Annotated in this window: 28 protein-coding genes; 9 read left to right on the top strand and 19 right to left on the bottom strand. The window is 64.2% G+C overall.

Going from position 1 to position 25,562, the window contains the following annotated elements; translation table 11 throughout:
• Positions 1-409: 409 nt before the first annotated feature.
• From JQ631_RS28745 to JQ631_RS28730, 4 genes are all read right to left on the bottom strand, one after another.
• The gene (locus JQ631_RS28745; protein ID WP_212332664.1) at positions 410-754 is read right to left on the bottom strand and encodes a hypothetical protein; all 345 of its coding nucleotides are present in this window, start codon (positions 752-754) and stop codon (positions 410-412) included.
• Between the two features lie 87 nt (positions 755-841).
• Positions 842-2,107, bottom strand: coding sequence for a hypothetical protein (locus JQ631_RS28740; protein ID WP_212332662.1), 1,266 nt, complete (start codon positions 2,105-2,107; stop codon positions 842-844).
• Positions 2,108-2,220: 113 nt separating this feature from the next.
• Positions 2,221-3,165: a 5'-nucleotidase gene (locus JQ631_RS28735; protein WP_212332660.1), complete on the bottom strand. Its 945-nt coding sequence runs from the start codon at positions 3,163-3,165 to the stop codon at positions 2,221-2,223.
• 87 nt (positions 3,166-3,252) lie between these two features.
• Positions 3,253-3,846 carry a hypothetical protein gene (locus tag JQ631_RS28730; protein WP_212332658.1) on the bottom strand — a complete coding sequence of 198 codons (594 nt, stop codon included), beginning with the start codon at positions 3,844-3,846 and terminating at the stop codon, positions 3,253-3,255.
• A 258-nt stretch (positions 3,847-4,104) separates the two neighbouring features.
• Here JQ631_RS28730 and JQ631_RS28725 point away from each other — a divergent pair, with 258 nt between their 5' ends.
• Entirely contained in the window at positions 4,105-4,614 is a 510-nt protein-coding gene (locus JQ631_RS28725; protein WP_212332655.1) for a hypothetical protein, read from the top strand.
• Between the two features lie 23 nt (positions 4,615-4,637).
• Here the strand turns inward: JQ631_RS28725 and JQ631_RS32410 are convergent, their stop codons facing one another.
• The 4 genes from JQ631_RS32410 to JQ631_RS28710 all read right to left on the bottom strand — a co-directional run bounded on the left by JQ631_RS32410 (position 4,638) and on the right by JQ631_RS28710 (position 8,646).
• Positions 4,638-4,850, bottom strand: coding sequence for a hypothetical protein (locus JQ631_RS32410; RefSeq protein ID WP_349645028.1), 213 nt, complete (start codon positions 4,848-4,850; stop codon positions 4,638-4,640).
• Between the two features lie 388 nt (positions 4,851-5,238).
• Positions 5,239-5,694 (bottom strand): Mov34/MPN/PAD-1 family protein, encoded by a 456-nt coding sequence (locus JQ631_RS28720; RefSeq protein WP_212332653.1) that lies wholly within the window; start codon positions 5,692-5,694, stop codon positions 5,239-5,241.
• Positions 5,691-7,382, bottom strand: coding sequence for a ThiF family adenylyltransferase (locus tag JQ631_RS28715; RefSeq protein WP_212332650.1), 1,692 nt, complete (start codon positions 7,380-7,382; stop codon positions 5,691-5,693). The genes JQ631_RS28720 and JQ631_RS28715 overlap by 4 nt, the downstream gene beginning before the upstream one ends.
• A complete protein-coding gene (locus tag JQ631_RS28710) occupies positions 7,375-8,646 on the bottom strand; it encodes a CBASS cGAMP synthase (protein WP_283841827.1) in 1,272 nt (423 codons plus the stop codon). The genes JQ631_RS28715 and JQ631_RS28710 overlap by 8 nt, the downstream gene beginning before the upstream one ends.
• A 69-nt stretch (positions 8,647-8,715) precedes the next feature.
• On the opposite strand from JQ631_RS28710, the gene JQ631_RS28705 reads away from it, so the two are divergent.
• Positions 8,716-9,699, top strand: a complete 984-nt coding sequence (locus JQ631_RS28705; protein ID WP_212332646.1) for a CBASS cGAMP-activated phospholipase — start codon at positions 8,716-8,718, stop codon at positions 9,697-9,699.
• On the opposite strand, the gene JQ631_RS28700 is transcribed toward JQ631_RS28705, so the two are convergent.
• The 3 genes from JQ631_RS28700 to JQ631_RS28690 are packed head-to-tail and all read right to left on the bottom strand — an operon-like array spanning position 9,687 to position 11,321.
• A complete protein-coding gene (locus JQ631_RS28700; protein ID WP_212332644.1) occupies positions 9,687-10,439 on the bottom strand; it encodes an SOS response-associated peptidase in 753 nt (250 codons plus the stop codon). The two genes, JQ631_RS28705 and JQ631_RS28700, sit on opposite strands and share 13 nt — an antisense overlap.
• The gene (locus tag JQ631_RS28695; RefSeq protein ID WP_212332642.1) at positions 10,440-10,889 is read right to left on the bottom strand and encodes a hypothetical protein; all 450 of its coding nucleotides are present in this window, start codon (positions 10,887-10,889) and stop codon (positions 10,440-10,442) included. It abuts the gene before it with no gap.
• Between the two features lie 30 nt (positions 10,890-10,919).
• On the bottom strand, positions 10,920-11,321 hold the full coding sequence (locus tag JQ631_RS28690; protein ID WP_212332640.1) for a hypothetical protein: 402 nt from the start codon (positions 11,319-11,321) through the stop codon (positions 10,920-10,922).
• Between the two features lie 144 nt (positions 11,322-11,465).
• Here JQ631_RS28690 and ku point away from each other — a divergent pair, with 144 nt between their 5' ends.
• From ku to JQ631_RS28655, 7 genes are all read left to right on the top strand, one after another.
• A complete protein-coding gene (gene ku, locus JQ631_RS28685) occupies positions 11,466-12,398 on the top strand; it encodes a non-homologous end joining protein Ku (RefSeq protein WP_212332639.1) in 933 nt (310 codons plus the stop codon).
• A 19-nt stretch (positions 12,399-12,417) separates the two neighbouring features.
• Positions 12,418-12,654: a hypothetical protein gene (locus JQ631_RS28680; protein ID WP_212332638.1), complete on the top strand. Its 237-nt coding sequence runs from the start codon at positions 12,418-12,420 to the stop codon at positions 12,652-12,654.
• Between the two features lie 20 nt (positions 12,655-12,674).
• Complete coding sequence (locus tag JQ631_RS28675; protein ID WP_212332637.1) at positions 12,675-13,286, top strand: cell envelope biogenesis protein TolA; 612 nt, start codon at positions 12,675-12,677, stop codon at positions 13,284-13,286.
• A gap of 197 nt (positions 13,287-13,483) precedes the next feature.
• Positions 13,484-13,939, top strand: coding sequence for an Hsp20 family protein (locus tag JQ631_RS28670; protein ID WP_212332636.1), 456 nt, complete (start codon positions 13,484-13,486; stop codon positions 13,937-13,939).
• An 87-nt stretch (positions 13,940-14,026) separates the two neighbouring features.
• A complete protein-coding gene (locus JQ631_RS28665) occupies positions 14,027-14,347 on the top strand; it encodes a hypothetical protein (protein WP_212332635.1) in 321 nt (106 codons plus the stop codon).
• Between the two features lie 11 nt (positions 14,348-14,358).
• A complete protein-coding gene (locus JQ631_RS28660) occupies positions 14,359-14,583 on the top strand; it encodes a hypothetical protein (RefSeq protein ID WP_212332634.1) in 225 nt (74 codons plus the stop codon).
• Entirely contained in the window at positions 14,580-14,759 is a 180-nt protein-coding gene (locus JQ631_RS28655) for a hypothetical protein (RefSeq protein WP_212332633.1), read from the top strand. The genes JQ631_RS28660 and JQ631_RS28655 overlap by 4 nt, the downstream gene beginning before the upstream one ends.
• Before the next feature lie 31 nt (positions 14,760-14,790).
• Here JQ631_RS28655 and JQ631_RS28650 read toward each other — a convergent pair whose 3' ends face one another.
• The 8 genes from JQ631_RS28650 to JQ631_RS28615 form a co-directional block, all read right to left on the bottom strand.
• On the bottom strand, positions 14,791-15,057 hold the full coding sequence (locus JQ631_RS28650; protein ID WP_212332631.1) for a hypothetical protein: 267 nt from the start codon (positions 15,055-15,057) through the stop codon (positions 14,791-14,793).
• A gap of 198 nt (positions 15,058-15,255) precedes the next feature.
• Complete coding sequence (locus tag JQ631_RS28645) at positions 15,256-15,708, bottom strand: hypothetical protein (protein ID WP_212332629.1); 453 nt, start codon at positions 15,706-15,708, stop codon at positions 15,256-15,258.
• 28 nt (positions 15,709-15,736) lie between these two features.
• On the bottom strand, positions 15,737-18,076 hold the full coding sequence (locus JQ631_RS28640) for a hypothetical protein (protein WP_212332626.1): 2,340 nt from the start codon (positions 18,074-18,076) through the stop codon (positions 15,737-15,739).
• Positions 18,073-19,134 (bottom strand): ATP-binding protein, encoded by a 1,062-nt coding sequence (locus JQ631_RS28635; RefSeq protein ID WP_212332624.1) that lies wholly within the window; start codon positions 19,132-19,134, stop codon positions 18,073-18,075. Before JQ631_RS28635 ends, JQ631_RS28640 begins: the two co-directional genes overlap by 4 nt.
• An 11-nt stretch (positions 19,135-19,145) precedes the next feature.
• Positions 19,146-19,544, bottom strand: coding sequence for a hypothetical protein (locus tag JQ631_RS28630; protein WP_212332622.1), 399 nt, complete (start codon positions 19,542-19,544; stop codon positions 19,146-19,148).
• Between the two features lie 21 nt (positions 19,545-19,565).
• Positions 19,566-21,968 carry a TnsB C-terminal domain-containing protein gene (locus JQ631_RS28625; RefSeq protein WP_212332620.1) on the bottom strand — a complete coding sequence of 801 codons (2,403 nt, stop codon included), beginning with the start codon at positions 21,966-21,968 and terminating at the stop codon, positions 19,566-19,568.
• A gap of 7 nt (positions 21,969-21,975) precedes the next feature.
• Complete coding sequence (locus tag JQ631_RS28620; protein ID WP_212332618.1) at positions 21,976-22,710, bottom strand: TnsA endonuclease N-terminal domain-containing protein; 735 nt, start codon at positions 22,708-22,710, stop codon at positions 21,976-21,978.
• A 752-nt stretch (positions 22,711-23,462) separates the two neighbouring features.
• Positions 23,463-25,562 carry an AAA family ATPase gene (locus tag JQ631_RS28615; RefSeq protein ID WP_212332616.1) on the bottom strand — a complete coding sequence of 700 codons (2,100 nt, stop codon included), beginning with the start codon at positions 25,560-25,562 and terminating at the stop codon, positions 23,463-23,465.

Raw genomic sequence — 25,562 nt, 5'->3', positions numbered from 1 at the left:
GATGCCTGCAAGCCGCAATGCAGCGCTTAATTCTTTCGGTAACAGAAAAACGCGATCTGCTATGTCTGAAGCCTGTGTCTGTCACGTGCGATTATTGTGCTCATCAATGAGTGCCTCCGCTCCTCACGGTTGTTGTTCGCGAAAGGGGCTTTGGGCAGTGTCGTCTCTGCCTTGACGCAAGCTCGGAGGCTATCGCCGGACCTCAACGCGTAAATTCTTGAGCTGATCGATTGCGATTGCGACCAGGAAGAGGACCGGGTCCCATCGGACGTTGCCGATTTCCCGTCGGGAGGGCAGCTATGCGCACGACCGGCTCCACAATGTCCTCGAAAGCAATGCAACCCGAACGGCCCGAGGATTGTGCGGTTCCGTCTTTACCAAATGCGATAATTGACGGTAGCCGGTCGTTTCAGTCCGGAGGCTTAAGACCCAGCGAGGTGAGCCAGTCGTTGATCCTGGCAGCCGTCGCCGCCTGGTGGGCCTTTTCCATCAAGCGCTCGGGTACTTCATGGAGGAGAAGATACGCCAGGCCATAGACGACGAAGCCTCGCGCGCCGGCGCCATCGCCGAGGCTGCCGGCGCCGTGCCTCTGCTGAGCGACCGCGTGCGCGAGAACGAGGTTGTCTAGCCGCAGTTCAAGCTGGTCTTCGACGAGCGGCTTTTCGAGCGGTACGCCGCCCCCTGGTGGTCGGAGTTCGCCCGCATGGATCGGGCCGAATTCGAGAAGCTGGCCACCGACATGGTTGAACAGCAAGGGCGGCTCGCCGTGCTCCGCAGGGTAGCTGCGGCCGCTGGCGCCGTTGCGTAGCGGATTTCCGGCTCGGGACCGGCTCGGGAGCGGTTAAGAACTGCGAGATGTCGGGATTTGTGCGCTCGGAACGTCGACGGCTTTCAGCTCACTCCGGTAGAGCTTCACCACCCTTGCCAGCAAAGTCTTGTTGACCGGATAACTGCCTTGGGGCAGCAACCGTTCGCCGCGTGATCTCCAGATTTCGTTGAGTTTTGCGACCAGTTGCTCGGTGGACGTGACGCCTAGTTCGTCTGCCAGGGGCTGCTCGATGGGAAACGTTCTCATTCCAGCATAGGACAACTCGCCGGACGGTGCCGGCCCCTTTGGCGGTTGGACGACGCTCATCTTGAACGGCCGCTGCGATTGAACTTGAGCTCGTTTGATCAGCGGTGCGTAGTCGGAGATGCTGGCCGGCGGTGCGTAGATGTCCAAATCGACCGCTGTCCGCAGCAGGCCAAACGCTCGCTCGATTTGCGCAGGCGTCAGACGGATGCGTCCGGTCCGGTTAAGAGTCCTTGCCGCCTCGTCGAGATGGAAATGATCGCGCTGAGAGCGATGGCTTGCACAGATCTCCCAAACGCGGTCCGGAGGGTGCCCGGTCGTCGTCTCGAAGGCCTCGAAGAGCGCCTTGGTATGTTGGCGGTGAGCGTCGACGGCGTCGATCACGTCCAGAGCTGGTGCACGCGGGGGGCCATCCGCCGCTATGGCTGGGTAACTTTCGACAGCGACATCGAAGTGGAATGCCAAGCGCAAGACGGCCTTCCAGAATCGCAATACGATCACTTGAGCGTGGAGGCGCCGGATCTCGTCAAGGTCATCGTTCCGGCCGCGCAGCCGAAATCCCCCGCTGAGATCTTTGGTGAGAGCAGTACAGCCTCGGAGGAACAGAAGTTCGTCAGCCGGACGTCCTCGGTAACCGTGTGGCTCGCGGCTAAAGGAATTTTGACGCCATTCTCTTGCCCAGCCCCATTTCCCGCGGCCAAAGTAGCGGTGGGGGACTATTCGAACGGACAGGTCACCGGGCGAGGTCATGCGGGCAGTCACGGTGATCCGCTTTTGGTGTCCTCGCGCGCCGACCTCCGATCGGCGTGCTCGCAAGCCCTTTGCATCGGCGAACGATCGGTCAAAAAGCGAGGCGTATATCGCGGTTTCGAATTCAGTTTCGTCGAGGAGAACCTGCAGCAAGGACTTCGCTTGGCTCGCGTGCTCGTCGGCTGACGCGGCGATGACGCCAAGACGTTCGGCGACTCGATAATGCTCAAGGCGGTTAAGGGTGCCGTGTAGTTGTGGCGGGTCGGGAAGCAGCATCAATGGCATTTACGTCACAACAGGTCTGCCGGGCAAGTGAGAGCGAGATGTCGCCAGCGCCGTCAATCGCCGAACAGTTGTCAGCGAAGGCTTGGTACCTCCGGACCCCGGCTCTTGAGCCGCTAGAGGCCCGCCGGAATGATCGGCTCGTCGGGATCATGCGGCCCGGGAACGTGGCCGGACGGCACGACCCCGGATGCGCTGAGGACGTGCTTGATCTGGTCATCGAAAAAGATATGTGCGCCCAGGGCCTTCAGGATCGGTCCCTTGGGACGCACGCCCACGAAATGCGCTTCGTCGGCCGGCGTCCCCCAGTCGCGCAACGTGTGCACCACGCGGGCGTGGGCGGGCGCATTGCGTGCCGTGACGATGGCAATTCGCACTCTGCTGACGCCGCGGTCGTTCATGAATATCTGACGGAGGATCGAGAGTTTTCGTAGGAATTTGCCGAACGGTCCGCCGGACATCGGCGTTTTCGCGTTCTCCCGCTCGTGTTTCAGAAAGGCCTGCAGTCCTTGATTTTTGAAGAGCTCGTCGGATTCGGCGCTGAACACGACGGCGTCCCCGTCGAAAGCAATACGAACTTCGTCGCTGGGATCCTCTTGGCGCGCCTCGGGAGCCGTGCCCAGCTTCGCTGCTGCGGCCCCGGCCTCGATCGCCGCCTGCACGTCTGCGATTTCGTTGGACAGGAAAAGGTCGAGTTCCCAGGCGGAGATGAAGGGGCCGAGCGACCGGCCGCTGGTGAAGCTGCCGGCCTTTATTCCGAGCCCGTAATGGTCGATGGAGTTGAACGCCCGCAGGGAAAGGTCGGGTGAATTGCGCGAGAGAAGGAAGACCTCGACGTAGGGCTTTTGATCCGGCTCGTTAAGCCGCAGGAGCCGATCCACGACTTCGTATCCGGGTCCTTTCCCGATGAGGGTGTCCTCCCGCTCGAGCTGCAGCTTCGAGTAGGCCTCGACCCCTTGGCTCTCGAACACGGCGTGCTCCTCTTCGAGATTGAAGAGGGCTCGGGTCGAAATTCCGATCCGCAGCGGTTGGGCTCTGAGGGTCTCGCGGATGTCGGTCATGAGCTTCGTCTACCCGACCTGATCTTCCTTTGCACCCCGTTCCACGATCCATCGCGTTCCGTTCGGAAGCTGCGGTCTGCAGAGGGGCTACTCGGCGTTCAGGTTCGTCACCCCAGGAACATCGGCGGAATTCGTGCTGAGCAGGCATTTCATCACGCTTGCCGCCGGCACGAATGCCTCTTTGTACGAAAAGGCATGCCAGTCGATGTTTTCCCGCGCTCCCAGACAATCTTGGTGAAGCTTGTCTCTGACGCTCTTCACGGTCCCGACGTTGGCGTCGAGATCGAATTTCGCTTCTGCGTCGAATTTTCTTTGAAGTGATGATCGCCAATCTTTGATGCCGATCTTATCGGCGTCGGATCCGTCTTTGCCGTTTTCTCTCAGCCAATGCGCCGAGCCCAGACCTTCGCATACCGAAAACACACCGACGCAGAATTCGAAGTTGAGCATGTGGAAGTAGGACTCGAACAGCAGTCTGCCTTGCTTTGCATGGGGAAAAATCAGTCCGGCCTTCATTTCCAGTGCGACGAGAACGTGCTTGATATTGGAAATCAGTCGTCGCTGCACTTCGTTATGGAGACCCGCCGGAAGGCAATTACGGATCCAGATCGGCCAGTCGGAGGCGATCGAGAGGTTGACGTAGCCCGCGGCCTCCTCGGGTAGCTTGATGAGATAGAACAAGATCGACCCCCGGGGCATGTCTCGGTGCGGCGTTGGATTTGGATTGTAGTTGGTCCATGACGTCTCACGCAACCTTCGGGAGAGCGGCTTGGGTCGCGGCCGATCAGCGCCGAGATCGGGCAAGGTCCGGCAATTGGGATTTCCAGGTCGACCTCTTTGCGCTTGAGCGAACGTGTCAGTGCGCTGCTGAACCGACTTAAGCGGCTTCGACTCGGCGACCGACTCGGATAGCGTGGCTTTTTCCACGGATTACGGGCGATGGCCGCCGAACCGAAGCCGACCGGGTCAGCGAAGAAGAAGCGTCGGCGCAAGCCGCGTGAGGAGATCGTCGACTACGTCGTGGCGATCGAGGACTGGGATTGGGGATACTCGTTTTCGCTCAACAGCGAGCGGCAGCCGATCGACCCGTACGACGAATTCCGTCACTTGCAGATCAGGGGCCGGCTCCTGCGGCCGACGGGGCAGAAGACCGATAGGGCGGAGATCTCGCTGCTCCCCTCGTCCGACCTGGAACAGGAGCGGCGCAGGGACTTGCACCCCATCGCCTTGGGGTCGCTCCACGTCACGCAGGACGCGATCTTGGGCAACATCGGAATCCCGTGGGACGCGCTGACGCCGATCCTGCAGATGCTGATCGCCGGCAGGTTCAAGTTCGTCCTGATGCGGGGCAGCCGATTCAGCCATCGCAGCGCCAAGGTGAGCAGTCTGCGCCTCGAAACGAAGCTGACGGAAGACGACGTGGCGCTCGAAGAGGAATCGGCGGCGTGACCGGCGACTCCGCCGCTCGCGTGTCAGGCCTCGCCGGGCCCGGAGAAGATCGAGGTTGGGGGCGTCGTGCGCGGTAGGGGAAGGGGGCGCTCTGGCGGAAAGGCTCGCGACGCCTGGCCGCCCTTCGCATCATACCGCTTCGCCAGGTCCATGAGGCGCCGCCGGGTGAACGGGTCGGCCCTTTCGGCAATGGTCCGGACCCTTTGCGCGAGACCCCGGTAGAATTCCTGCTCCACAGCGCACCCCCAACGACATCGCTCGGTGGAGTTGAGTAGTCCGCGATCGGAGAGTCAAGCGGCGCATGCCGTGACGGCGGCGCTGTAGATTTTCCAGCGTGCGCTTCTGCCGGCGCCTGCGGCAGGCCTAAGCTGCCGGCGGCAGGGAAATTCGAGATGGCATTGCTGCACCCGATCCGGAAGGCGTGTCCGGCCTGCGGAAGGCCGATGAAACTCGTCAAGAGCGAGGGGCGCCCCGGCGGGGAGCGCTATGTCTGTACCGTTTGCGACGACGATCCGTTGCACGACCCCGCCGCTCGCAGGTGGGTGGACAGTCCGCTGAAACCGCCTGCGGATTGAGCTCCCGGATATAGAACGGCCGTTTGATGCGGCCGGAGAAGCGGATGTCCTAATGGCTCACCCTGCCCATGGCGGTCAGCTTTCCGTCGACGCCGAATTCGCAGTAAACCGCCGCGCTGCCGACGATGATGAAGACCAAAGGGTCTCGTTCGGGCCTGGCCATCTGCCTGCGCCACGATCGGCGGTCCACCCACGAAGGCGTCGGATGCCGCTCCGGATGCGTATGCCACTCTCCGACGAAATTGATGGCTCCTCCGCTTGCCTGCCACTCTTTGGTCGCGACATCCTGATGTCCCTTGTCTTGTCGCACGAATCCGAAGCGTGTGCGACGGTCGCTTGGCATCGGGGTCGTGCACCTCAGTATCTCTACGTGCGGCCCGCGATAGTGGCCGAGAAGGATGCCGCCCGCCTCGCGGCTCGATTCCGGCGGGATCGCGAACCGGGTCATTTCCTTCACGACGGCATCGGCCAGCGTCGCGAGCCGGCCTTTCACCAGAAAGATCATGCAGCAGCGCTACCGCAGGCGGGACAATGAAGGATCCGCTTCGGATTGCCGTCCTTGATCTCGTTCGCCCGACGGTGATCCAGAGTGACCGATCGCCAGCAGTGACGCTGGTCGCCGTTCGCCCAGTCAAGAACCATGTCGCAGGCGAGGCCGGCGGCACTCGCCGCGCGCGAGACCGGGAACGGAATGAAGTGCGCATCGCCACAGGCCAGATTGCGGCCGGTCTCGACCACGACGCCATCGCGGAGCAGGCGGAATCTCTTCTCGCCGGCGAGCTCGACCTTCAGGCACTTGAAGCAGGCCAATTCCGGATCGTGCGACATGAAGCCGACGGCGGCAGCGCCGTTTCCCTCAAGCCAGATGTGCAGCATGGGCGGGAAGCCCGGTCGCTTCCTGACCGCATGGTCGTTGAGCGCGATCGACACCGCTTCCTCGCCGGTGGCGTCGATGCAGAGATCGTACCGCCCGAGGATGTCGATCTGCTTCATGATCGAGTTTGAACTGCTTCCGATCTCGAGATGAGGAAGCTGCTGCCGGAGAAAGTCGGCGCAGGCTTCGGCCTTGTTCCACCCGAGGTAGGGTGCTCCCAGGAGATGACGACCCAGATTTGCACCCTTTAGCTCGTCGTTGTCCGCCAACATCAGCTTTCCTCCCTCGGCGCCGGCACCGCTCTGGGCAAGGTGCTGGGCGAGAAATCCGCCGACTGTCCCGCATCCGATCAGCAAAATGCGTCGTCCCGCCAGGTTCTTCATGTGAACAAGATTCCTCGAGAAAACGTAACATTCATCGACCGGTATGCCGACGTAGCCCGAAATGACGACCGCCGTCGGGACCAGCCGAAGCGTCCGCGAGATGCTGGCGCGGCGGTTCTTGAGGATCTCGGGGGTCTGGTATGGCTTCGCGATCTCGGCCGAAACGAAGAACCTGCCGTTCGGCGCAGAAAGGCAGACCCATTGCATGTGCAGATCCTTCGTTCTGGCGAACGCCGCTTCGATGGATCCCAGCGCGTTGGGCGCCATCTTTCTCAGCCATTCGTTGAGCTCCGCGAGATCTTTGGGCGGCCATGGCAGCTGCGGGTCGAAAGAGACCGGCGGCACGACGATCACGGGGCAGAGTATGCCGGCGTCGGGGTCGCGGCCGGTGTTGCGCCTATGAAGCGAAGCGAAACGCGACTTTTCGCGCGCGACGAGGATTGTCTTGTGTTCCGGATTGGCGTCCAATCTGAGAACGTAGATCTTCGCGTCGCCTTCGAAAGTCGACGGCAGATCGACCAGCACTTCGCCGTCGGCCCAGTATGCGCCGAACTCTTCGGCCAAGTCGTCGACCAAGCGGCCCCTCACCGCGTCCCGCAGCACCTCGTCGGCCCGATCGAGGCATTGGATGATGGTCTCGGCGGGGCGGTAGCGGTCGAGCACCACGCTCTTCCTGTCGAGGTAGCAAAAGGTGCCATCCGATCTGAGCACGTGCGGCACCTGCCCTTTCGATCCCGCTTCGGGGTCGGTCAGGCGGATGACGGGCGGATGAATGAAATCGAGATCTCCCACGGATACGACCGCCGGGACCCTGAGGTCGGTCTCGTCAAGGAGGCCCTCGTAGTGAAGCCCGCGACGCGAGAAATCGCGACGAAAACCACGCTGGCGGAAAGCGTCGTGAATGCGTTTGATCGCGTAGTCGCGGCGATCAGGCACTGGTCGATTTGCCGACCATGGGCGCGGAAGTGATCCTGGGGTCATGCGACCGGACCTCGGCGCGCGCGGCCTTGCTCACGTCGACCAGATCGACCCGATCGGGAATGCGGTCGCCGAACAAAGCGGTCAGTCTCTCCACCGCATCATCGGGGTCGAAGCATTTTTCGATGATGGAGGTGAGCTCGACATCGAGCTTCTCGGCCATCTCGATGGCGACACGGCGGCTTGCGTCCGTAAGCCTCGCGTCGACGCGTTCCTCGCGATCGCTCGGGTTATAGACCGGGCCGGCCAGCAGGCGAGGAAGGCGCTCCACGATCCGCAAAAGCGCGAGATCGTCTCGTCCGGGAACATTGGCACGACCGATTTCCTCGAAGGCTTCGAACGCGCACACCATGAGCAGGATCGACGACACATCGTCGAGATGCGGGCGATGGTGATCGCGCCACGCCTTCAGATAACGGCAAGCACGCCTCAAGACCTGGTCGTAGATCTTGATGGCCTCACGGAACCAGTCGTGGATCTTGCGCGGGTCCGACGAGATCCAGTCCTTCTCGCGATGGGCGAGCAGCACGCAGTCCGAAGGCAATTCTTCCCACCGGTCGACGCTGTCCGCGCGCGCCGCGTCGCGGGCCATTCCGTCGAACGTCCGCATCTGTTTTTCAAGCTTCTCGAATTCCGCATCCGGAATCGCGTAAAGCGGTACGTCGACGTGGGCGTTGGACGAGATCACGAGCCTCGCGCAGGTCGGCTTCCTGGCGAATTTCCAGCCTTCCTCTTTAGCCAGCTTCTCCAGCGCCGCGTCGACCACCTTGAAGAACGCGCCCGCCGCGACCGACGGCCGCTGCTCGCCCTTCACGAACGTCATCGGAAGGTACGCGCCGTCGTCCAAATCCATCTGCTGAGGCGGCGTCCAGCACGGATCGTTGATCGTGTGGTAGGCGTAACTGCCCTGTGTGAAGAACCGCGGATGGACCGTCACGCCGAGCTCCTGCTTCGTCAGCGTCGCGAAAGTCCGGCGCAAGCAGTTCCTGATCGTCTCCCGCGCTTCCATGAGGCTGGCGCGATCGGCGGCCGAGATGTTCAGATTCTTCAGGAAGGACGCATCGTCGCCGGACGCGTGAAGCAGTTTCGAGACGTTTGCCAAGACGATCTCCTTATCGAAGCGAGGGAGATCTAGACGGGGACAACGCCTCCAGTCGCACAACCACCGCGTTAAGCGCTCTAGCTTGAGTCGCTGGAGTAATATAGAACATACGACGAACATTTTCTAGTAGACCTGCCTTCAACCGGAAGTCCAGATCGGCCAGGCGCGACCTTTAAGTGGGGTATTACGTTGGCATTCCAGATACTTGCACTAAGCGGCGGCGGCTTCAGGGGGCTGTTTACAAGTTCGATCCTGGCGAGGTTGGAAGAGCAGGCCGGGTGCCCGCTGCACCAATGCTTCGACCTCATCGCCGGCACGTCAGCCGGCGGAATCATCGCCTTGGGCTTGGCGATGGGAAAGAAGGCCGAGACCATCCGGGACATGTTCCTCAAGCACGGCGAGGAGATATTCCCCCGGGGCGAAGTCCCGACGTCCTGGGCCGCCCGGAAACTCGCCTGGTTGTTTGAATGGAGCCATCCCAAGTACGACGGAACGGTGCTTAGAACCAAGATCGAGGGCGTGCTGGGCGCCGACGCCAAGCTCGGCGACGCCAAGACGCGCGTGCTTATCCCGACGGTCAATATGACGAAGGGAAGCGTCCAGATGTTCAAGACTGCGCACAATCCCAAGTTCATGACGGACCACAAACTGAACGCCGTGGACATCGCCATGGCTACGTCGGCGGCACCGCTGTACTTTCCGATGGCCGAAATCGGGAACAGTCACTTCGTCGATGGCGGCGTGGTCGCCAACGCCCCCGACCTTTGCGCGCTGCACGAGGCCATCCAGTTTCTCGACCAGAAGATTGAGGACGTCTCGATACTGAGCATCGGTACGACCACCAGCAAGTTCTCGCTGCCGACATCGGCCGGGCGGGAGTTCGGGCAGAGGGATTGGCTGAAGAACAATCGACTGCCGTCGACGATCATCTCTTCGCAGCAGCAGCTGGTAGACTTCATGCTCAAGCACCAACTGGGCGGTCGCTATCTCAGATTCGACGAAGAGCCGTCCGCCGAGCAGACGTCCGACCTCGGGATGGACCTTGCGACTGAAAGCCGCCGCAAGACCCTGCTAGGTATGGCGGACGGCTGTTACCAAAGGCTCTGCAACGACAGCCGCGTCATCGAAATGTTGGCGCATCGGCCCGCACCCCCTACGTTCTATCGAACATGATGCCCGCGTAATTGCGCTGCGTGTTCGTCGTTCGCGTCCTCCTTGACGCCGCGAGCAACGATTTTTAGCGCTCCGTCCGGAAGCGGCCGCTGCAGCTTGAGTGCCTCGTCGGCCGGCGCTGTCATCCAGGTCTCGACCTCTTCGGGCGTCGTCAGGATCACGGGCATCGCCTTCGGATGGACGCCGCCGACCTCGGCGTTGGGCTCTGTCGTCAGGAATGCGTAGAGATCGTTGGTGGTCTCGCCTTCCTTGACCTTCCGGACCGACGTCCAGTTGGCCCAGATGCCGGCGAAGCAGAGGAGGGGGCGGGTCTCGTCGCGCGCGAACCAGATGTCGCCGCCTTCGGCCTTGTTGAACTCGCTGAACGAATTGAACGGGACCACGCAGCGGTTCTCGATGCCGAGCCAGCGGGTCCAATGCTTCGACTTCACGTTCCGGATGTTGGTGGTGCCGCTGTCCGGCTCCATCCGCAGCAGCTCCTTGAAATCGACGGTCTTGCCCTTGGCCTGCAGCTTCTCGGCGCGCTTCTTCGTCGCGTCCATCAGCGCCTTCGACGACGACGGCATGCCCCAGCGGGCAAGCGCGAGCTCGCGGCCTTCGGCGCCGTTCCGGACGATCGGGGCCTTGTAGTCCGGAAACACGCCGGGCATCGGCGGGAGGTTGCCGACGTACCGGTTGACCACGCGGAACAGGGCGCTGATGGCCGCCTGGTTGGTGGTGATCGAGTAGAGGTTGCACATTCAGGTTTCCGGATCGGGATGGCGGGCTCGCTGCGACAGCTGTAGCAGCGTCGCCGGCGGGCGGCGACCGGCCTTGGCGCACTTGCTGCAGCGGAGGCGGCTCGCCAGGTCGTGGACGAACGTCGTCGGTGGGTGGTGCAGCGCCGCCAGATCGACGTCCCGCTTGGACTTGCAGCGGGAGCACTCGATCTCAAGCCATGGATAGCTGCCGTTGAGAGCCTGGTCGACGGTCGGCGACGGGTCGATCGGGCCGCCGTCGGCCCACATGCGTTCGTTCCAGCTTTCGCACAGGAGCCGGTCGGCTTGCTTGATGAGAGCTTCCCCCTTGGTTCGGGTCTCGGCCGACTGAGCGGCGAGGATCGTGGTCATCGCGCGGGCGCGGCCGAGCTCCTTGGCGAGCGCCTTGCGATCGCCTCCGGAAAGCGGGGTCGGGTGGTGCTTCGGCGCCATGGCAGCATCCAGTCTCTGCGGCGCCCGTGGCTATTCGAACGTCGGCCAGCAGCCGTCTTCCTCATGACGGCCCGTCCTTTGCGTGCAGGTGTTGTCCAGCAATCGTTGGCCGACGGTCTTCCAGAGTGCGTCCGGTCCGTAGAGGCGAGCGGCATCGGCCTTCTGGATCTCGACGGTCCTGCCGCAGCGGCGACACCCGACCCGCAGCAGGTGGCTGGGAATTTGGTCCAGCCGCTGCGCCGCTCCGGAAGGGGCTGGCCGGCTTTCGGCTCGCGGGTCATCCAGCAGGGACTGCCAGTATTCGGGCGGCAGCTCGTCTGCCGGTCCTACGGCCGGCGTGGGCGACCGTTTCCTGCCGGTCGCGGATGAGGAGGCGAGTTTCTGCATCTGCTGCCTGGTGGGGAAGCGCCAACTGGCGGGGTGACTGGACATGAAAACAGAACATAACAAGAACGATTGCAGAGTCGAGTCCCGGTCGGGAATGAATCTCGGGGATCGCCGTCGGTCGTGTCGGAACCGGCCTCCTTCGTTCGTCTTGAATCCAAGCCCTGTGTACCGAGGAGTGTTGCGTCCGCCATGGCCCCCCGAGCGAACTGGAAAGGCTTCCTGCGACTGTCCCTGGTGACCTGTCCGGTCGCGCTCTATCCGGCGACGTCGGAGAGCGAGAAGATCTCGTTCAACCAGCTGAACCGGACGACCGGCCATCGGATCAAGTACCTGAAGGTCGACGCCGACACCGGCGACGAGGTGCCGAACGAGGACATCGTCAAGGGGTACGAGCTCGAGAAGGGCCAGTACATCGAGGTCTCCAAGGAGGAGCTCGACGAGATCGCGCTGGAGTCCACGCGCACCATCGAGATCGACGAGTTCGTCGACAGGACCGACATCGACCCGCGCTACCTGATCCGCCCCTATTACCTACGTCCGGACGGCAAGGTCGGGCACGACGCCTTCGCCGTGATCCGCGAGACCATCCGCGAGATGGACAAGGTCGCGATCGGCCGGGTCGTGCTGACCAACCGCGAGCACATCATCGCCCTCGAAGCGCGCGACAAGGGCCTGATCGGCACGCTGTTGCGGTATCCCTACGAAGTGCGAGACCCAGCCGAGTATTTCGACGACATCCAGGACGTCAAAGTCACGAAGGACATGCTGGACTTGGCCAAACACATCGTGAATCAGAAGGCAGGCAACTTCGAGCCGGACAAATTCGAGGATCACTACGAGACCGCACTGGTGGACCTAATCAACCAGAAGCGGGCCGGCAAGGTCATCCGTCCGAAGGAACGGCCGAAGGGCGAGAACGTCGTCGATCTGATGGACGCGTTGCGCAAGAGCGTGGGCGGCGCGGCGGCCCGGACCGCGGCGTCCGACAAACCTGCCAAGAAGAAAGCAAAAAAGGCGGCGGCCGGGCAAAAGGAAATGCTGATGCCGATTACCGGCAAGAAGCCGGCGAAGGAAGCGTCGGGGAAGAAGCCGGCGGCCAAGCCGCAGCGCAGGTCCGCCTGATCGAGATGAGGAGAGCCGCATGGACATGAAGGAAACATCGGCCATGACCGACGCCTCCGGGCTTGTCGACGACCCTGCCGGCGCGAAGCTGGCGCGCGAAGCGAGAGAGGCCGCTGCGGATGCGACGGCGCGTCGGCAGTCGTCTCCATCGGATGCGGCCGCCTGGGCCGACCGGCTACGCGAGATAACCGTAAAGGCTCCGTTGCAGTCGCTGTTCGTCGCCTTCCTGCTAGGTGTCTGGGTGGCTCGCCGATAGACGGCGAGCTTTGACTGGCCATGCCGCGGAAGCTCAAGACGTTCCAGACCTCGTTGGGCTTCTACGACCTCGCGGTCGCTGCGCCCTCGATGAAGGCGGCTCTGGAAGCTTGGGGTGCCGGCAGCAATCTCTTTCACCAGGGCTTCGCTAAACAGACCGAGGATCCCGACGTGGTCTCGGCGACCATGTCGAAACCGGGCGTGGTGCTCAAGCGTCCGGCCGGGTCGAGCGGGCGTTTTGCGGAGCATTCCGACCTGCCCTCCGATCTCGGCTCGGCCGAAAGTGGCGCCAAACGCGAGAAGCCAAGGTCGAAGCCGGCAAAGAAGGACGGACCGAGGATCGGCGAAGGCGACGCTCGAAAGGCCGCTGCCGCATTCGAGAGGGAGCGGAAGCGTCAAGAGATGCAGCGCCGGCGCGAAGAGGCCGCCCGCGAAAAGCAGCGGGAGCGGCGCGAGACGGCGACGGCGAAAGCGCAGGCTGCCCTTGATGCCGCCGAGCGGGAGCACGAGGACAAGGCGGCTTCCATCAGGTCCGGCATCGAGGCGTTCGAAAAGCAGGCGCAGGCCGAAGACGACCGGTGGGAGAGGGAAAGGGAGCGGCTTAGGGCGGCGCTTCGGAAGGCCCGGGAGTAGGCCAACCCGTCCGCGTTAACCATTGCGATTTCTCGTGCAAAAAATTGTCCGCGGGTCTTGAAACTTTTCTCTGGCTTCCAAATTTTTTCGGCGTCGTCGTACGACGATCGGGATGCCGTTCGGGTCCCGCCACTGAGACGGGCACCGGTCGTGTCCGGTGCCGCTCGTAACCATTTTGCTCCCAGGAGGATCTGGCTATGCGCACTGTTGATTTTTCGCCCCTGTTCCGGTCGGCCATCGGCTTCGACCGCCTCTTCGACCTCGCCGAAGCCGCCCAGCGCGCGGGTGAGGAAGGCTATCCCCCCTACAACATCGAACGCCTCGACGAGAACCGCTTCCAGATCTCGGTCGCGCTCGCCGGTTTTACGCCGGAGGAGGTCGCGCTGACGGTCGAGCAGAACGTGCTGACGCTCGAAGGCCACAAGAGCGAGAAGGACGGCAAGACCTTCCTGCACCGCGGCATCTCGGCCCGCAACTTCAAGCGGCAGTTCACGCTCGCCGACCACGTCGAGGTCAAGGGCGCCAGCTTCGAGAACGGCCTGCTGGTTATCGACCTGCAGCGGGAGATTCCCGAGGCGATGAAGCCGCGTCGCATCGCGATCAACGGTACCGCGCCGAGCAACGTCACGCAGATCGAATCCAGGGCGGCCTGAGGCCCGCGTTCTGCGGATCAACTACCAGCCGCGCGGGCAAGCCCGCGCGGCCATTCCCTTGAACTCGTCTTGGAAATGGAGGACGCCATGCGGCCGACGACCGCTCTTCACGACAACGTTGTCGATCTCGACGCCATCATCCACCCCGGTACGGTGTTCGAACATCCCCGGGACGTGGTCTCCCACCCGGCCCTCGGCTTGTCCGAGAAGCGCGCCATTCTGGCTTCGTGGGCCTCGGACGCCTCCGCGATCGCATCCTGCCCCTCGCTGCGGGCGCCCGAGGGACTGAAAGCGCCGGTCTCCATCGACGACATCCTGGAGGCGCTCTGCGCGCTGGACGACGGCCCCCGGCATCCGCCTGGCGGCAAGCCCATGCGGCTGCGGCCGGTCGATCGCGTGGCGGCCTGAGGGAGGGGAAGATGCTCGACGAGAACCTTGCCCGCATCCGCGCCCACCGCAACAACATCCACCGCTACCGCAGCCTTCTAAAGACGCGGCTCTCGGACATCGAGCGCCAGTTCATCGAGCGCCGCCTGTCGGAAGAGAGCGCGGCGCTGGAAACGTTGACGTCCCAGACGTTTCCCATCGCGCTCACCATGCCCCCGAGGCCGGATCTGTCCGCCACGACGGGGGCCGTGCCATGAGCGGTCTGCGGGAGATGCTGATCCGCGGCAGCGAGAAGGTCATCGCTCATTATCGGCTGCTGCTTGCCGGCGCCAAGACCGAGAAGGAGCGAGAACTGTATCTGAGCAGGATCGAGCGCGAGCAGCGGCTGCTGGAACGGCTTCATGATAGCCTGCCGGGACGGCAAGCGGCATGAAGTTGGACGTCGAAGAAAGGCGCTACCGCGGCTAGGCTTCCGGCGGGCAGTCGGGGCAGGTGTCTCCGATCGAATCCAGCACCTGCCGGACTTCCGCGACGGCCTCGTCCGGAGAAACTCCGGGTGGCGGATCCTGCCTGGCGGTTTCGAATGCGCGCTCGCGGGCATGGGGGTCGGCGCGGTCCTGCGCCCAGCCGTGCTCCTCGCATTCGCGGATGGCGCCGGCCTCGTGAAGTACCGAGATGGCCCACCCGCGCAGTGTCCGGATCGCCGGCCGTCGTTCTTTCGTCATCAGCATCGAAAACGCTCCTGCCTGGACGAATCCTTCCGCCCGCCTGCTCGTTCCGGGCGGTTAGCACGGGTCAGGGATTCGCATTCGGCGGGGCTGACGCTTGTCCACCTGTTCCGAGGGGCCTGTGCACAACGCTGCGGCAGTTCTCTCCGTGGTCGGTCTCAATCGGGGAACGGATCACGGTGGGAGGCTCGCCTCGGCCGCTTAGTGGCGCCGTCCGACAGCGTAGCGTCGACACCAAGTTCGAAGGCCGGCATCGAGCTCATTGAGGCTCGAGAAATGCCAGTGGTAGACGGCCGCGTGGAGGTCTCTGATGATCGGTTCCGACAGCGCCTTCCACCGGAGGGACGGCGGGACGTGAATGACCTCCACGCGGTGCTGCAGGGAGTAGTGTCTGAGCGCCGAGAGGTCGAATCCATGGTCGATCCAAATCTGCCGCGGCGGTTCTGACTGTCCGAAAAGCCGATCTAGCGCAAAGGCGATGTCTTTGGCGGCAGCGGACCGCATCACCTTGACCTGCGGCTGGCGCGTATGAACGTCGATCGCCAGCAGCATGTGCGGGGCTCTGCCTGCTACATCGAGCTTCACGCATTCGACGCTCCAGGCCTGTCTCTCTCGCGTCACCTGTGCAGCGGAAATGTCTTTGTTGAACTTCATTCTGGGAGTCCTTTCCTTGGGTTTGATTCTACTCCGCGGGGCTTGCGGGCGTGTCCCGGCGGCGCCGGCCCGCAATTTGGATTTCGAAGCGCTCGAGCGCGTTCCAGATCGCGGTTGGGCTCGCGCTCACTCCGCGTTCGCCTAGAGCCGCGCCGATCTCCGCGAGCTTGATGGTCGGCCGCTCGGCGACGATCTGACGGAGGAAGGTTTCGTGGTCGTCGAGCTTCGGCACCTTTCCGAACTTGCGGACCGCCACGGCACCGGTCTCGCGCCAGACCTCGAACCAGCGCTTGGCCTTTCGGTAGGGCAGGCCCATCGCCGCCGCGGTTGCCTTCGGTCCGGCGCCGGCGGCGACCGCGGCGATGAACCTGGTGCGGACGGTTTCGGGCGCATCGTTCAGCAGGGTCTTCTTCGCGGCGGTCTCGCCAATCGCTTGCATGAGCAGCGGTTCGACGGCGGAGCGGTCGTACGCGAAATCCCGGTTTTCCTGCAGCGACAGCGCCGGGAGCACATTCTCGGAGCGCAGCCAGGAAACGACCCGCCGCGGATGCATGTCGGCTCGCCGTCCGATCTCGGGCACGAAGATGTACTGGGTGGCGAGGGCCTGCACGTCGTTCGCCAGGTAGGGTGTGTAGCCGGGCCCCCGCTGCGGCAGCAGGTCGGGGCGCAGGTTGGCCAGGCGGGAGAGGAAGGCGACGTTGACCTGAAGGATTTCCGCGGCGGTCGACTGGGCGATCCACTGCGGCAGGGCCGGGGCCGCCGCTCCGCGCAGGTGCTTGTTCACCCCGGCCACGAAGGCGGCGGTGTCCTCGACCGCGAGGCTGAAGCGGACGTTGCGGCGCTTCGCACCGGTGTCGCGGATGGTCACGTCGCCGGCGACGATGGCGGAGATCACGGCAGACCATGGCGTCTCGCCGGGGCCGAGCGAGCGGGCGGCGACGGCGATCGAGCAGCATTTTCCCTGGCTCGGCAGGACCGCCGACCAGATCTTGGCCATGAGCGCTTCGACCGAGCTCTTGGTGTAGCCGCAATAGCCGGGCACGAGCCCGCGGACGGCGCCTTCGAGGCGCTCGATCAGGCCACGGTCGGCGAGGCTCGGCAGCACCGAGAGCGGCAGGCCAAGGATGCCCGCCGCCTCGTTCTCGCCGATGGCGTTCTTCATCTGCTCGATCAGGGGCGCGACGTCCCGCGCGGCCATGCGCACCGGCGATCGGAGCGCCTCATCCGCGCGTGCCACCTGGACAAGCCCGCTCTCGGCGAGCCGCTGCAGGATCGAGCGGCGGACGCCGAAGGTCTTCGCCAAGGCGTCGATCGCGAGCATCGCCTCGTCAGCGTCGGGTCCCTTGCGCAGCGCATAGTCCCGACACGTGGTCTGCATGTTGCTGTCGATCAGGGAGCCGAGCAGATCGCGGATGCCCGGCTCGATGTGTCTGTCGTAGGTGATGTAGGCGAGCGGACCGAGCTCCTTGCGGCGGCCGTAGTGCAATGGACGCCTTTCCATGTCGTCGCGGTAGCGCTGCGCGAGCGCGGCGAATCCGGCGTCGCCGCCGATGATGGCGCGGCCGGCAAGGGCGAGCAGTTCCGGCGTCAGGGCCTCGAACTGTTCGCTGCGGCGGCTGCGGCCCTGGGCGCCCTTGGCCTGCTGCGCGGGATCGAGCGTAAGGCCGCTCGCCAGTGCGACGGCGGTCTCGAACAGGTCGCCGTTGGAGAAGGCGCTCCAGTTCTCCGGCAGCAGGCGGCGCGTGGCTTCCTTCTTGGCGGGATCCGGATCGACCAGGCCGGCGACGAAGGCATAGGCTTCCTCGTCTTCCACCGGCGAGACCGGCTGCGGGAAGTCGCGGAGGTCCTGATCGCACTTGTCGCACCAGGTCGGCACGTCGGCGCGCAGCCAGCCGAGCTTGCGATCGCAAGCCGGGCAGATGCCGAGAAGCTTTTCGCGGGTCTGCGGATCGAACGCGATGGGGCGGAGCTCCCAGACCGCGCGATGATATTGTGCGATCTCGAGCGCCCGCGGCGACACCCGGCGATACCGGGTTTCGCGGAAGTGAAGCCGCACCGGCGTGCCGAAGAAATCGATGGACTCGGAGCCGGAATGCGCGATTTCGCCCGTCTCGTAGGTGCGCGCGCGGATGTCCGCGGGCGTGCAGCCGATCAGCGCCGCGACGCGCTCGATCTCGCTTTCGTCGGTGAGCGTGGTTGCGAGCGCGACCGCGTTCGGCTTGGTGGCATCCGCCAGCTTCAGCAGCGTAGCGACGTTCCGGACGGCCGTGACCGACAGCGCGCGGCCGAGATAGCCGCGCAGGCTTTCGTCGGCGAACGGAGCGCCGACGGTCGCGATGAACTTCCGGAGGGGGCGGACGAGCGTCATGCGGCCTCTCGGCCCTGTCCGGGCGGCTTCTTCTTGGCTTCGGCCTCGATCTTGAGGCGACCCAAGGTCTCCTTGTGCGGGCCTTTGGCGAAGGGGTCGAACAGGGGGTGCTCTTCGGTGGCGTTGAAGGCGCGGAACGCGCTCTCGAAGTCCTCCCAGGCAACCGACGTGCGGCCTTTGCGCAGAGCGCGTTCGAGCGCCATGCGCAGCACCCGGCAGGCGATGCCCGGCACGCCTTCGCTCATGTCGTAGATCTTGGCGCGGTCCTCCAGGCTGGAGACCCAGCCGAGCGGCTCGGCGACGACGCCTCTCTGCACCATTTCGTCCTCGATGCGCTGCAGGAAGCGGAAGAAATACTTGCGATCAGCCTCCTTCTTGATGTCGAACGGGCGCAAGGTCGCGTCCTCGTCGGCGACGGTGCGCGACTTGAGCTCCTTCGAGCGGAAGAGTCGGAGCATCTCGTGGGTGCCGACGAGGATCACAGAAAAGATGCCTTCGTTCACCAGCGTTTTGATCAGCATCGCCATGGAGTGGCCGGTCTTGCCGCCGTCGTGCCGGAGCATCTCGTGCGCCTCGTCGATGACCAGCAGGAGCGTGTGCTTCTCCCGGGCGAGGTGATAGATGCCGCGCGAGACGACCTGCGCGTTGATGGGGCCGGAGCCCGGCAGGACTTCCTTGGCGGCATCTCCGTAGTGCTCGATGACGAGCGAGAGGAACGCACGCGCGTTCTTGACCCCGCGCATGGTCACGAAGAGCACGGGGATGTCGCCTTCCGGGTAGCGCTCGTCGGCGTTGATCTCGTCGACGACCTTGCCGATCGACGTGCTCTTCATCGCGCCGCTAGGGCCGACGATGGGCAGGACCCAGAGTTCACGCTTCTTGAACGGCCGGTTTCTGGAAGCCGCGCGGCGGACCTCGTTGGCCGCGACGACGCTGCCGGTGTTTCCCAGCAGCCACGCAACCTTCTCCCGGATTTTGGCGAGCCGCGGGTGTTCGATGATGATTTCGTCGAAGCGCGCCAGCCGGTCGATGCCGGCCTCGATGTCGGTGTTCTTCATGGCGTCGCCCTTTACTTGCGCTTGGTCTTGGAAACGCGCTTGGCGACCTTCGTGCTGGCGGCCGCGTTGCGCTCCTTCGTGCGCTTCGCTTTCGCGAGCGCAGTCTTGCTCGGCTTGCGGCCGCGCGGGCGCTTTTCACGTCCCGCGAGCGGGAGATCCTTGATCGACGCCCGTTGATCCTGGGTCGTCTTGATGTCGACCGTCGCGAAAGCGGCAGGCTCGGCGAGCTCGGCGCAGTGCTGCTTCAGCAGTTTCCATGCTTCCGACTGCTGAGCTTCCGTGCTGAACGGCATGTTCTCCTCGACGGTGGGGATCGTATCGCCAACAACCGTCTCTTCGGTCGCGTCGCGAGGACCGCGGTTCACGAAGCCGCGCAGGCGCTGGATGATCTTGCTGATGAAGTTACGCATGTACTCAAGTTCCTTCTGCTGTTACCAGCCTTCATCGTCAGCGGAATTGCTGTCGATCTGCTCGTCGCGCGCCGGGGGATCAGCGGGCGCCACGCCCCAGCCCTCGTCGTCGTCGTCATCGATGGGGACGGGGGTGCCGCGGGATTTCGGATCGCCGGTCGGATCACCGCGGACTTTCTTGACGTAGGCCTCGTGTTCGGCCTGCTCCGCCTCGGCGTTCTTACGCTTCTTCGTGCGCTGCGCCTTGGCGGTCGTGATCTTGCTGGGGGTGCGGCCCTTCGGCGGCTCGTTCGCGCGGTCGAGCAGCTCCGCCGCGAGCTGGTCGGGTACCCCTTCCGCTTCCACCTTGTTGAGGCCGGCGGTGGATGCCTCGGCTTCGACGTCGATGATGTCGTCGAGGGTGATCTCGACGGGATCGTTGATCGGGGTGTCGTCGAACTGGCCCTGCGACCAGGCCAGCGTGCGCCTGGCCTGCCGGGATTGGCGCATCGGCATCTCGCCGGCGAGCGTGCGGCAGTAGTTGCGCAGGCGATTATAGGCGTCGAGGCGTTGCTCGACGGTGCTGAACTTCAGATTGCGCTCCTCGGCGAACTCTCGCAGCCGCTCATGATGCCAGAAGGACAGTCCCGGCAGGAATTGCGGATCTGCGTTCGGCAGGGAAACCCAGTAGGGATGTGGCTCGCCGCCGCGATTCCAGACTGAAATCGAGCTGGCGTCGGCCGGATTCCACTTGATCACGACATTCGCCCGCGACTGTCCGTAGGGCACCTTCGGCTGCGTGCGCTTGGTCTCGTAGCGAACGAGATCGTTGAGCAGCATCGTCGTGGTGCTCTCGTCGTGCCATTGCATGTTCTTGAAAGTGATGCCGGCGCCAGAGATCGAAGCCTTCTCGACGCGGCCGAGAACGTGGTCGAGAGCGGAGACGTCCTTGATCCAACGCCGGCGCTGGATGACGAGTCCGTCGTGCCATACGCGCGCCGGCACGGCGTCGATGCCCTTGTGCTTTTCGTAATTGTAGACGTCGATGAATTCGTGCATGCCCTCGTCGAGGTCGGCCAGCGTGACGAGGGCCTCCTTGCTCGGATCGAGGCCGATCTGGCGCATGACGTAGATGTTGTACTGGCTGGAACCCGGAAGCTTTTCGATGAGCTTCGTCTTGATGGTCAGGAAGAGGCGCTCGCAGATCGCCTTGTATTGCGGGGTTTTCGAAGGCGCATAGTGGACCTCGGTGCCCAGATTGCGCATCGAATGCCGGAAGGACGGCGCCTTGTGCGACCAGTCGAGGTCGAGCAGAATCTCCGTCGGCAGCCCCCAGCCGTCCCACGGACGCGTGATCTGGGGGTAAATTCGGGAGACGTACCGCTTGTTCTTGTTGACCCGCTTCAGGCACAGCAGCACCGAGTAGAGCGAGGGCGGCTCGAACGTGATGCAATATCCCAGCACCATGCGGGAATAGACGTCGATGCACACCGTCAGATGCGGGCGTCCGAGCGGAAGCAGCGTCTCCGTGTCCAGGCAGTAGACGTCGAGCGGCGTCGAATCGATGATGACGAGCTCGAGCGGCTTCTTTGCGGAGATGTGCTCGCGATGGCCGTGGATCTTCTGCCAAGCCTCCTTCCGGCTGTACTTGCGGACCATGTTGTCGAACGTCATTGCGCGGTCGATGCGGCGGCGCAGGATCTCCCTGGCCGGCAGGGCGAAGTGGCGGTTTGCCGTGCGTTTGCCGTTGAGCGCCTTGATCAGGCCATCCAGATGCGAGTAGGCGTCTTGGTAACGGTGGGAGCGCTTTTCGTAGTAGTGGGCGACGGCGCTGTCGATTGCCTGATCCACCTGGGGAGGCAGCTTCCGCTTCGTGTGCTTACCCTTGTTCGATCTGAACGCCGCGAGCGGCCGCTCGCCCGGCCTGCCGCACCGCTTGATGCAGTGGCGCAGCCTGGCGACCTGGACGCGGAAGGTCTTCCTCGGCGACTTGCCGCCGTTCGTCTGGGTCGGATCCGGCTCCTTCTCTTCGAAGCCCTTTTGGATTGCGACGGGGCGCCAGAGATTGATGAACTCCTGAAGACCCTTGTCACCCAGGGAGACGCTTCCGGCCTCGTCGGCCTTCTGAACGTAGAACTGCAGCGCGAGCGCCCGGCGCCCCTCTTCGGTGAGCTTCGCCTGTTCGGGGTCGTCCTCTTCGGTCCAGTCCTCGCCGGGGCCGAACTCGCGTAGCTGGATGGGGTTGCCCTCGCCATCCTGCTCGATCAGGCGGAGCCTGCGGCGGCCATGCGTCTCGACGAAATCATGCTCCGGGATCGAAATCTCCTTGCCGCCCTTGAGCGGCTTGAAGACCATGACGTTGTTCTTGTCCCAGCGCAGGAAGCGGATGAGGCCCTTGGCGTCGTGCTGGATCAGAATCCCGGGATCGATGTCGAGAGTGGACATGGCGTGCCTACCTCCCGAGCTCGATGGCGGAGGCTTCGGTCATTTCGACCGGCGTGCGCTGGGTGATGCGCCTGGTGATGTCCACGCGGACGTAGCGGCGGACGATCAGCGCGTGGAGGCGGGCGAGGCCGTCGCGGCTCCAGGGATCGTCCGTGCGGCTGAGGGCGGCAACGGCATCCGCCCAGGTCATCGTGCCCCCGCAGCGGCGGCGGGACGCTTCGCCGAGCCGGATGTAGTCCTCCGCGGTGATGGCGGCGGTTCTGTTCATCCGGATGTGCTGAGCGTTTTCGAGCAGGTGGCCGTCAGCCAGATATTCATCGGCCGTGAGGACGCGGAATTTCCAGCCGCGCTTCTCGCAGACGCGCCTGGCGAGCCACAGTTTGAAGGCATAGTGGGGGTCGCGGCGGGTCTCCGCCTCGGTCTTCTTGATCTCGACGATCTCGATCTCGTCGCCGTCGAGCACCAGTTCGAAGTCCGGAAAGTAGAACAGCGTGGACCCGTCGCTCATGCGGAATTCGAAGCGGAACGGCTGGGACATGTAGGTTTTCACGTCCCAACGGGCCTCGAAGGTCCACACGAAGCGGCGTTCGATGCCCTCCCAGGGAATCGCGCGGCCGGCCTTCAGCGACGGGAAATCGCCGCAGGGCATGCTCTTGGCCGCCTCCACGATGGTGCGGATCGGCCCGCCCCCCTGGGCGCGCACGATGCGGACGGACTCGAGTTGGGGTCGGTTCTGGCTCATGGTGGTCGGCCGCGCCCGGCAAGCCTCCGCCGTTCGCCCGGAACTTGGGTTCCGGGCGTTGACGGTGAATTGCGGGGATCTGGAGGGATTGGCCCGACGCGACTATTGCGCTCCCGAGCCGAAACTGGTCAGCTACGGGGGTTCTGTGGCGGTTGGTCGTGTCGGGTTCGTCCCTCTCGATTTTCCCTCACGAAGGGCGGCGCCGGGCAAACGGCGTCGCCTTTTTCGTTTGGGGGTTCTGTCGCGGTGGCTGCTCCTTTCGCTGGGTCGGGTTCACGGTGGCGATCGCTCTCGAAAGAGTCACGAAGTTTTTCGGGGCGTCACCGGCCGAGGCCGGCGCTGACCGGCTGCATGCGGCGGCGTTTCGTGCCGCCGGCGCCGCGGTTCGTTCGTGATCGAATCCTTGAAAAACTGGCGGAGCGAGTCGGCGAAGCGCGCGAGCGGAATTTTCGTCACGCGGCCGCGTGACGATTTTTGCGTCGTTCGAGTCCTTGAGATCGAGTCCTTGAACTGTTGCGCCCAGCGACGACGCGGTTTCACGCCGCTACGGGCTCTGTGAAGGCGCTGCGGAACCCCGATCAACATGGCGTGATTTTCTGGGGAAAAGCTGTGCGCAACCCGGCTGGGCGGGGCGAATCCTACCGCGCGGACCTCCCGAGGACCGGAGGAAGGGCGGTCAGGGCGCCCCAAAACCATCCCGAGCCCCTCGATGGGCGCCGTCGGACGGCTGGTCCGCTCACGGAGAAAGGTCGTCATGCGGAGACCTTTCTCCGGCCCCGCCGCCGGGGCGAGTTGGCGTCGAAGATCGCGCGGACGGCGTCGCCGGTGAGATACCGCTTGGCGCGCAGCGCTTCCGCGACGGCGAGAACCGCCGCGCGATGTCGCAGGATCAAGGCATCCGCCCGCTTCTGCAAGGTTGCCAAGTCGGCGTCGACGCGGGCCCGCAGCGCATAGTCGAGCCGCAGCGTGTCGATCGCCTCGTTTCGCGGCGTGAGATAGGTCGCGGTGCCTCCGAGACCCCAGGCCGCGTGGATGGAGCAGATGTCGCGGGTGGCCGCGGCCAGGTCGGAGGTCTCGTCGCCACCGCCGCCTGCACACTCGGCGCCGAGGATCGCCCGTTCGGCGGAGCGGCCGGCCAGCAGCATGACCACACGATCCTCGATCATGGCGCGGGTCGGCAGGTCGTCGCCCGTAAAGTCGATCATCGTGCGATTGGGCGACGCGCCGCGGGCTCCGACCACGCAATGAAGCACTTTGCCGTAGGGGATCGCGAGGGCGGCGACGGCATGTCCGGCTTCGTGGACGGAGGTGCGCCAGTCGGCCGAAGGTGGCGTGTCGTCGTCGGTCTGCAGCATCGCCGCGCGCAGGTCGTCGATGCAAAAGGCGTGGCCGGCGTGACGGGCGATGCGGCGGCCCTCGCGGACGAGATGCATGATCTCGGCGGCCGTGGAGCGGACGGCCATCGCGGCGATCTCTGCCAGGTCGGGCTCGCTCAGTTCGCCGGCGTGAAACTTCAGGATGTTCAACGTGCCTGCGAGATCTGGCCGTTCGATCTCGACCGCCACCTCGAAACGCCCGGGCCGCCGCAGGGCGGCGTCGATGGCGCCTAGATTATTGGTGGCGGCGATCAGTATTTGGCCGCGACGGCCGTCGGTCGCATTGTCGCACCTCAGATTCAGCTCTGCTATTACGGGGGTCCAATAGTCGGCGTTCCGCGGATCCAAATTTGCCCGGTTGGGGACGGCATCCAGCTCGTCGATGAAGATGAGGCAAAGCCCCCGGGAGGATGACGAGGTCGAGGCCGACAGCAATGCGGCTCTGTCGAAAACTGCTCGGACTGATTGAAGCACGGCATCCAAATACCCTTTGGGATTGAACCAGTCCGGCACGCTCGTGCTGATGACCGGAAGGCCGCCGCAGGCTTTCGCCAATGACTGAACGAAGAGGGATTTCCCCGTTCCAGGCTCGCCGTGCAGGACAATTCCCTTCTGCATCTCGGCCCAAGGGAGGCGCCCGGCGCGGTAGTCCTCGATGTCGCGAGCCAGTTGAAGTCCCCAGGTCCTCGCTGCGCCATACTCGATGGCGTCTTCCAAGCGCGGCACGCGCTCGCTGCGGACTACGCCGCGTAGTGCGGAAGCGGCCGCCGCCAGGCGATCGGCGATGCGTTGGGGGCCCGAACCCGGACGAAATGCGGCGACGATCTCGTCGAGGTCGAGACCTGTTCCGATTCCGCTATCGATCCTTTCAGGGGCGCGCCCGCCGAACCGGTGGATGGCGTTGCGAAGCGCGGATCCCGAGGGCGTTGCGAGTTCGATGGTGACGTCGACGGCCGCAATCAGCGCTCGCGGCAAGATGTTCGGATCGGCGGCGATGCCGACCACGCAGTGCCCCTGCGACAGCGCTTGCGCGATCTTGCTGGAGCCGATCGTGCTCTGGTGCGCTGTGCGGATGGAGCCGTCGCGGGCTTCATGCACCCAGCGGCTGCCGAACCGTTTGCGGAAATGGGCTGCGACGGGTGCGACCCAAGCCGGCGAGGGGACCTGAACCAGAACGCACAGCGCCTTGGCATGCTGGAGCCGGCGCCGCAACTGCGGCGGCACCGCCGCGTCGAACGCTGCGCCGACCACGGCGGCCAGTGCGGGGGAGCGCCGGACGCGCGGCGGGGGCGCCGGCTCGGGCTCTTCCGCTTCCATGTCGAAATCCGGATCGTCCTCGGCGGCGACGTCCGCGTCCTGATTCGCTTTGTGCTTGTCCATGTAGCTACGCGTCGCTTTTTCGAACGATTGATTGAGGATGATGGGCTCGTTCGGCTGGAGGACGACGAGCCGCTTGGGTACGGGGATGGGCTTCAT

Origin of the sequence: Bradyrhizobium manausense (assembly GCF_018131105.1) — a bacterium.
GTDB classification, from domain to species: Bacteria; Pseudomonadota; Alphaproteobacteria; order Rhizobiales; family Xanthobacteraceae; genus Bradyrhizobium; species Bradyrhizobium manausense_B.
The sequence above is the reverse complement of the archived record's forward strand: the minus strand, read 5'-3'. Positions and strand labels throughout refer to the sequence as shown.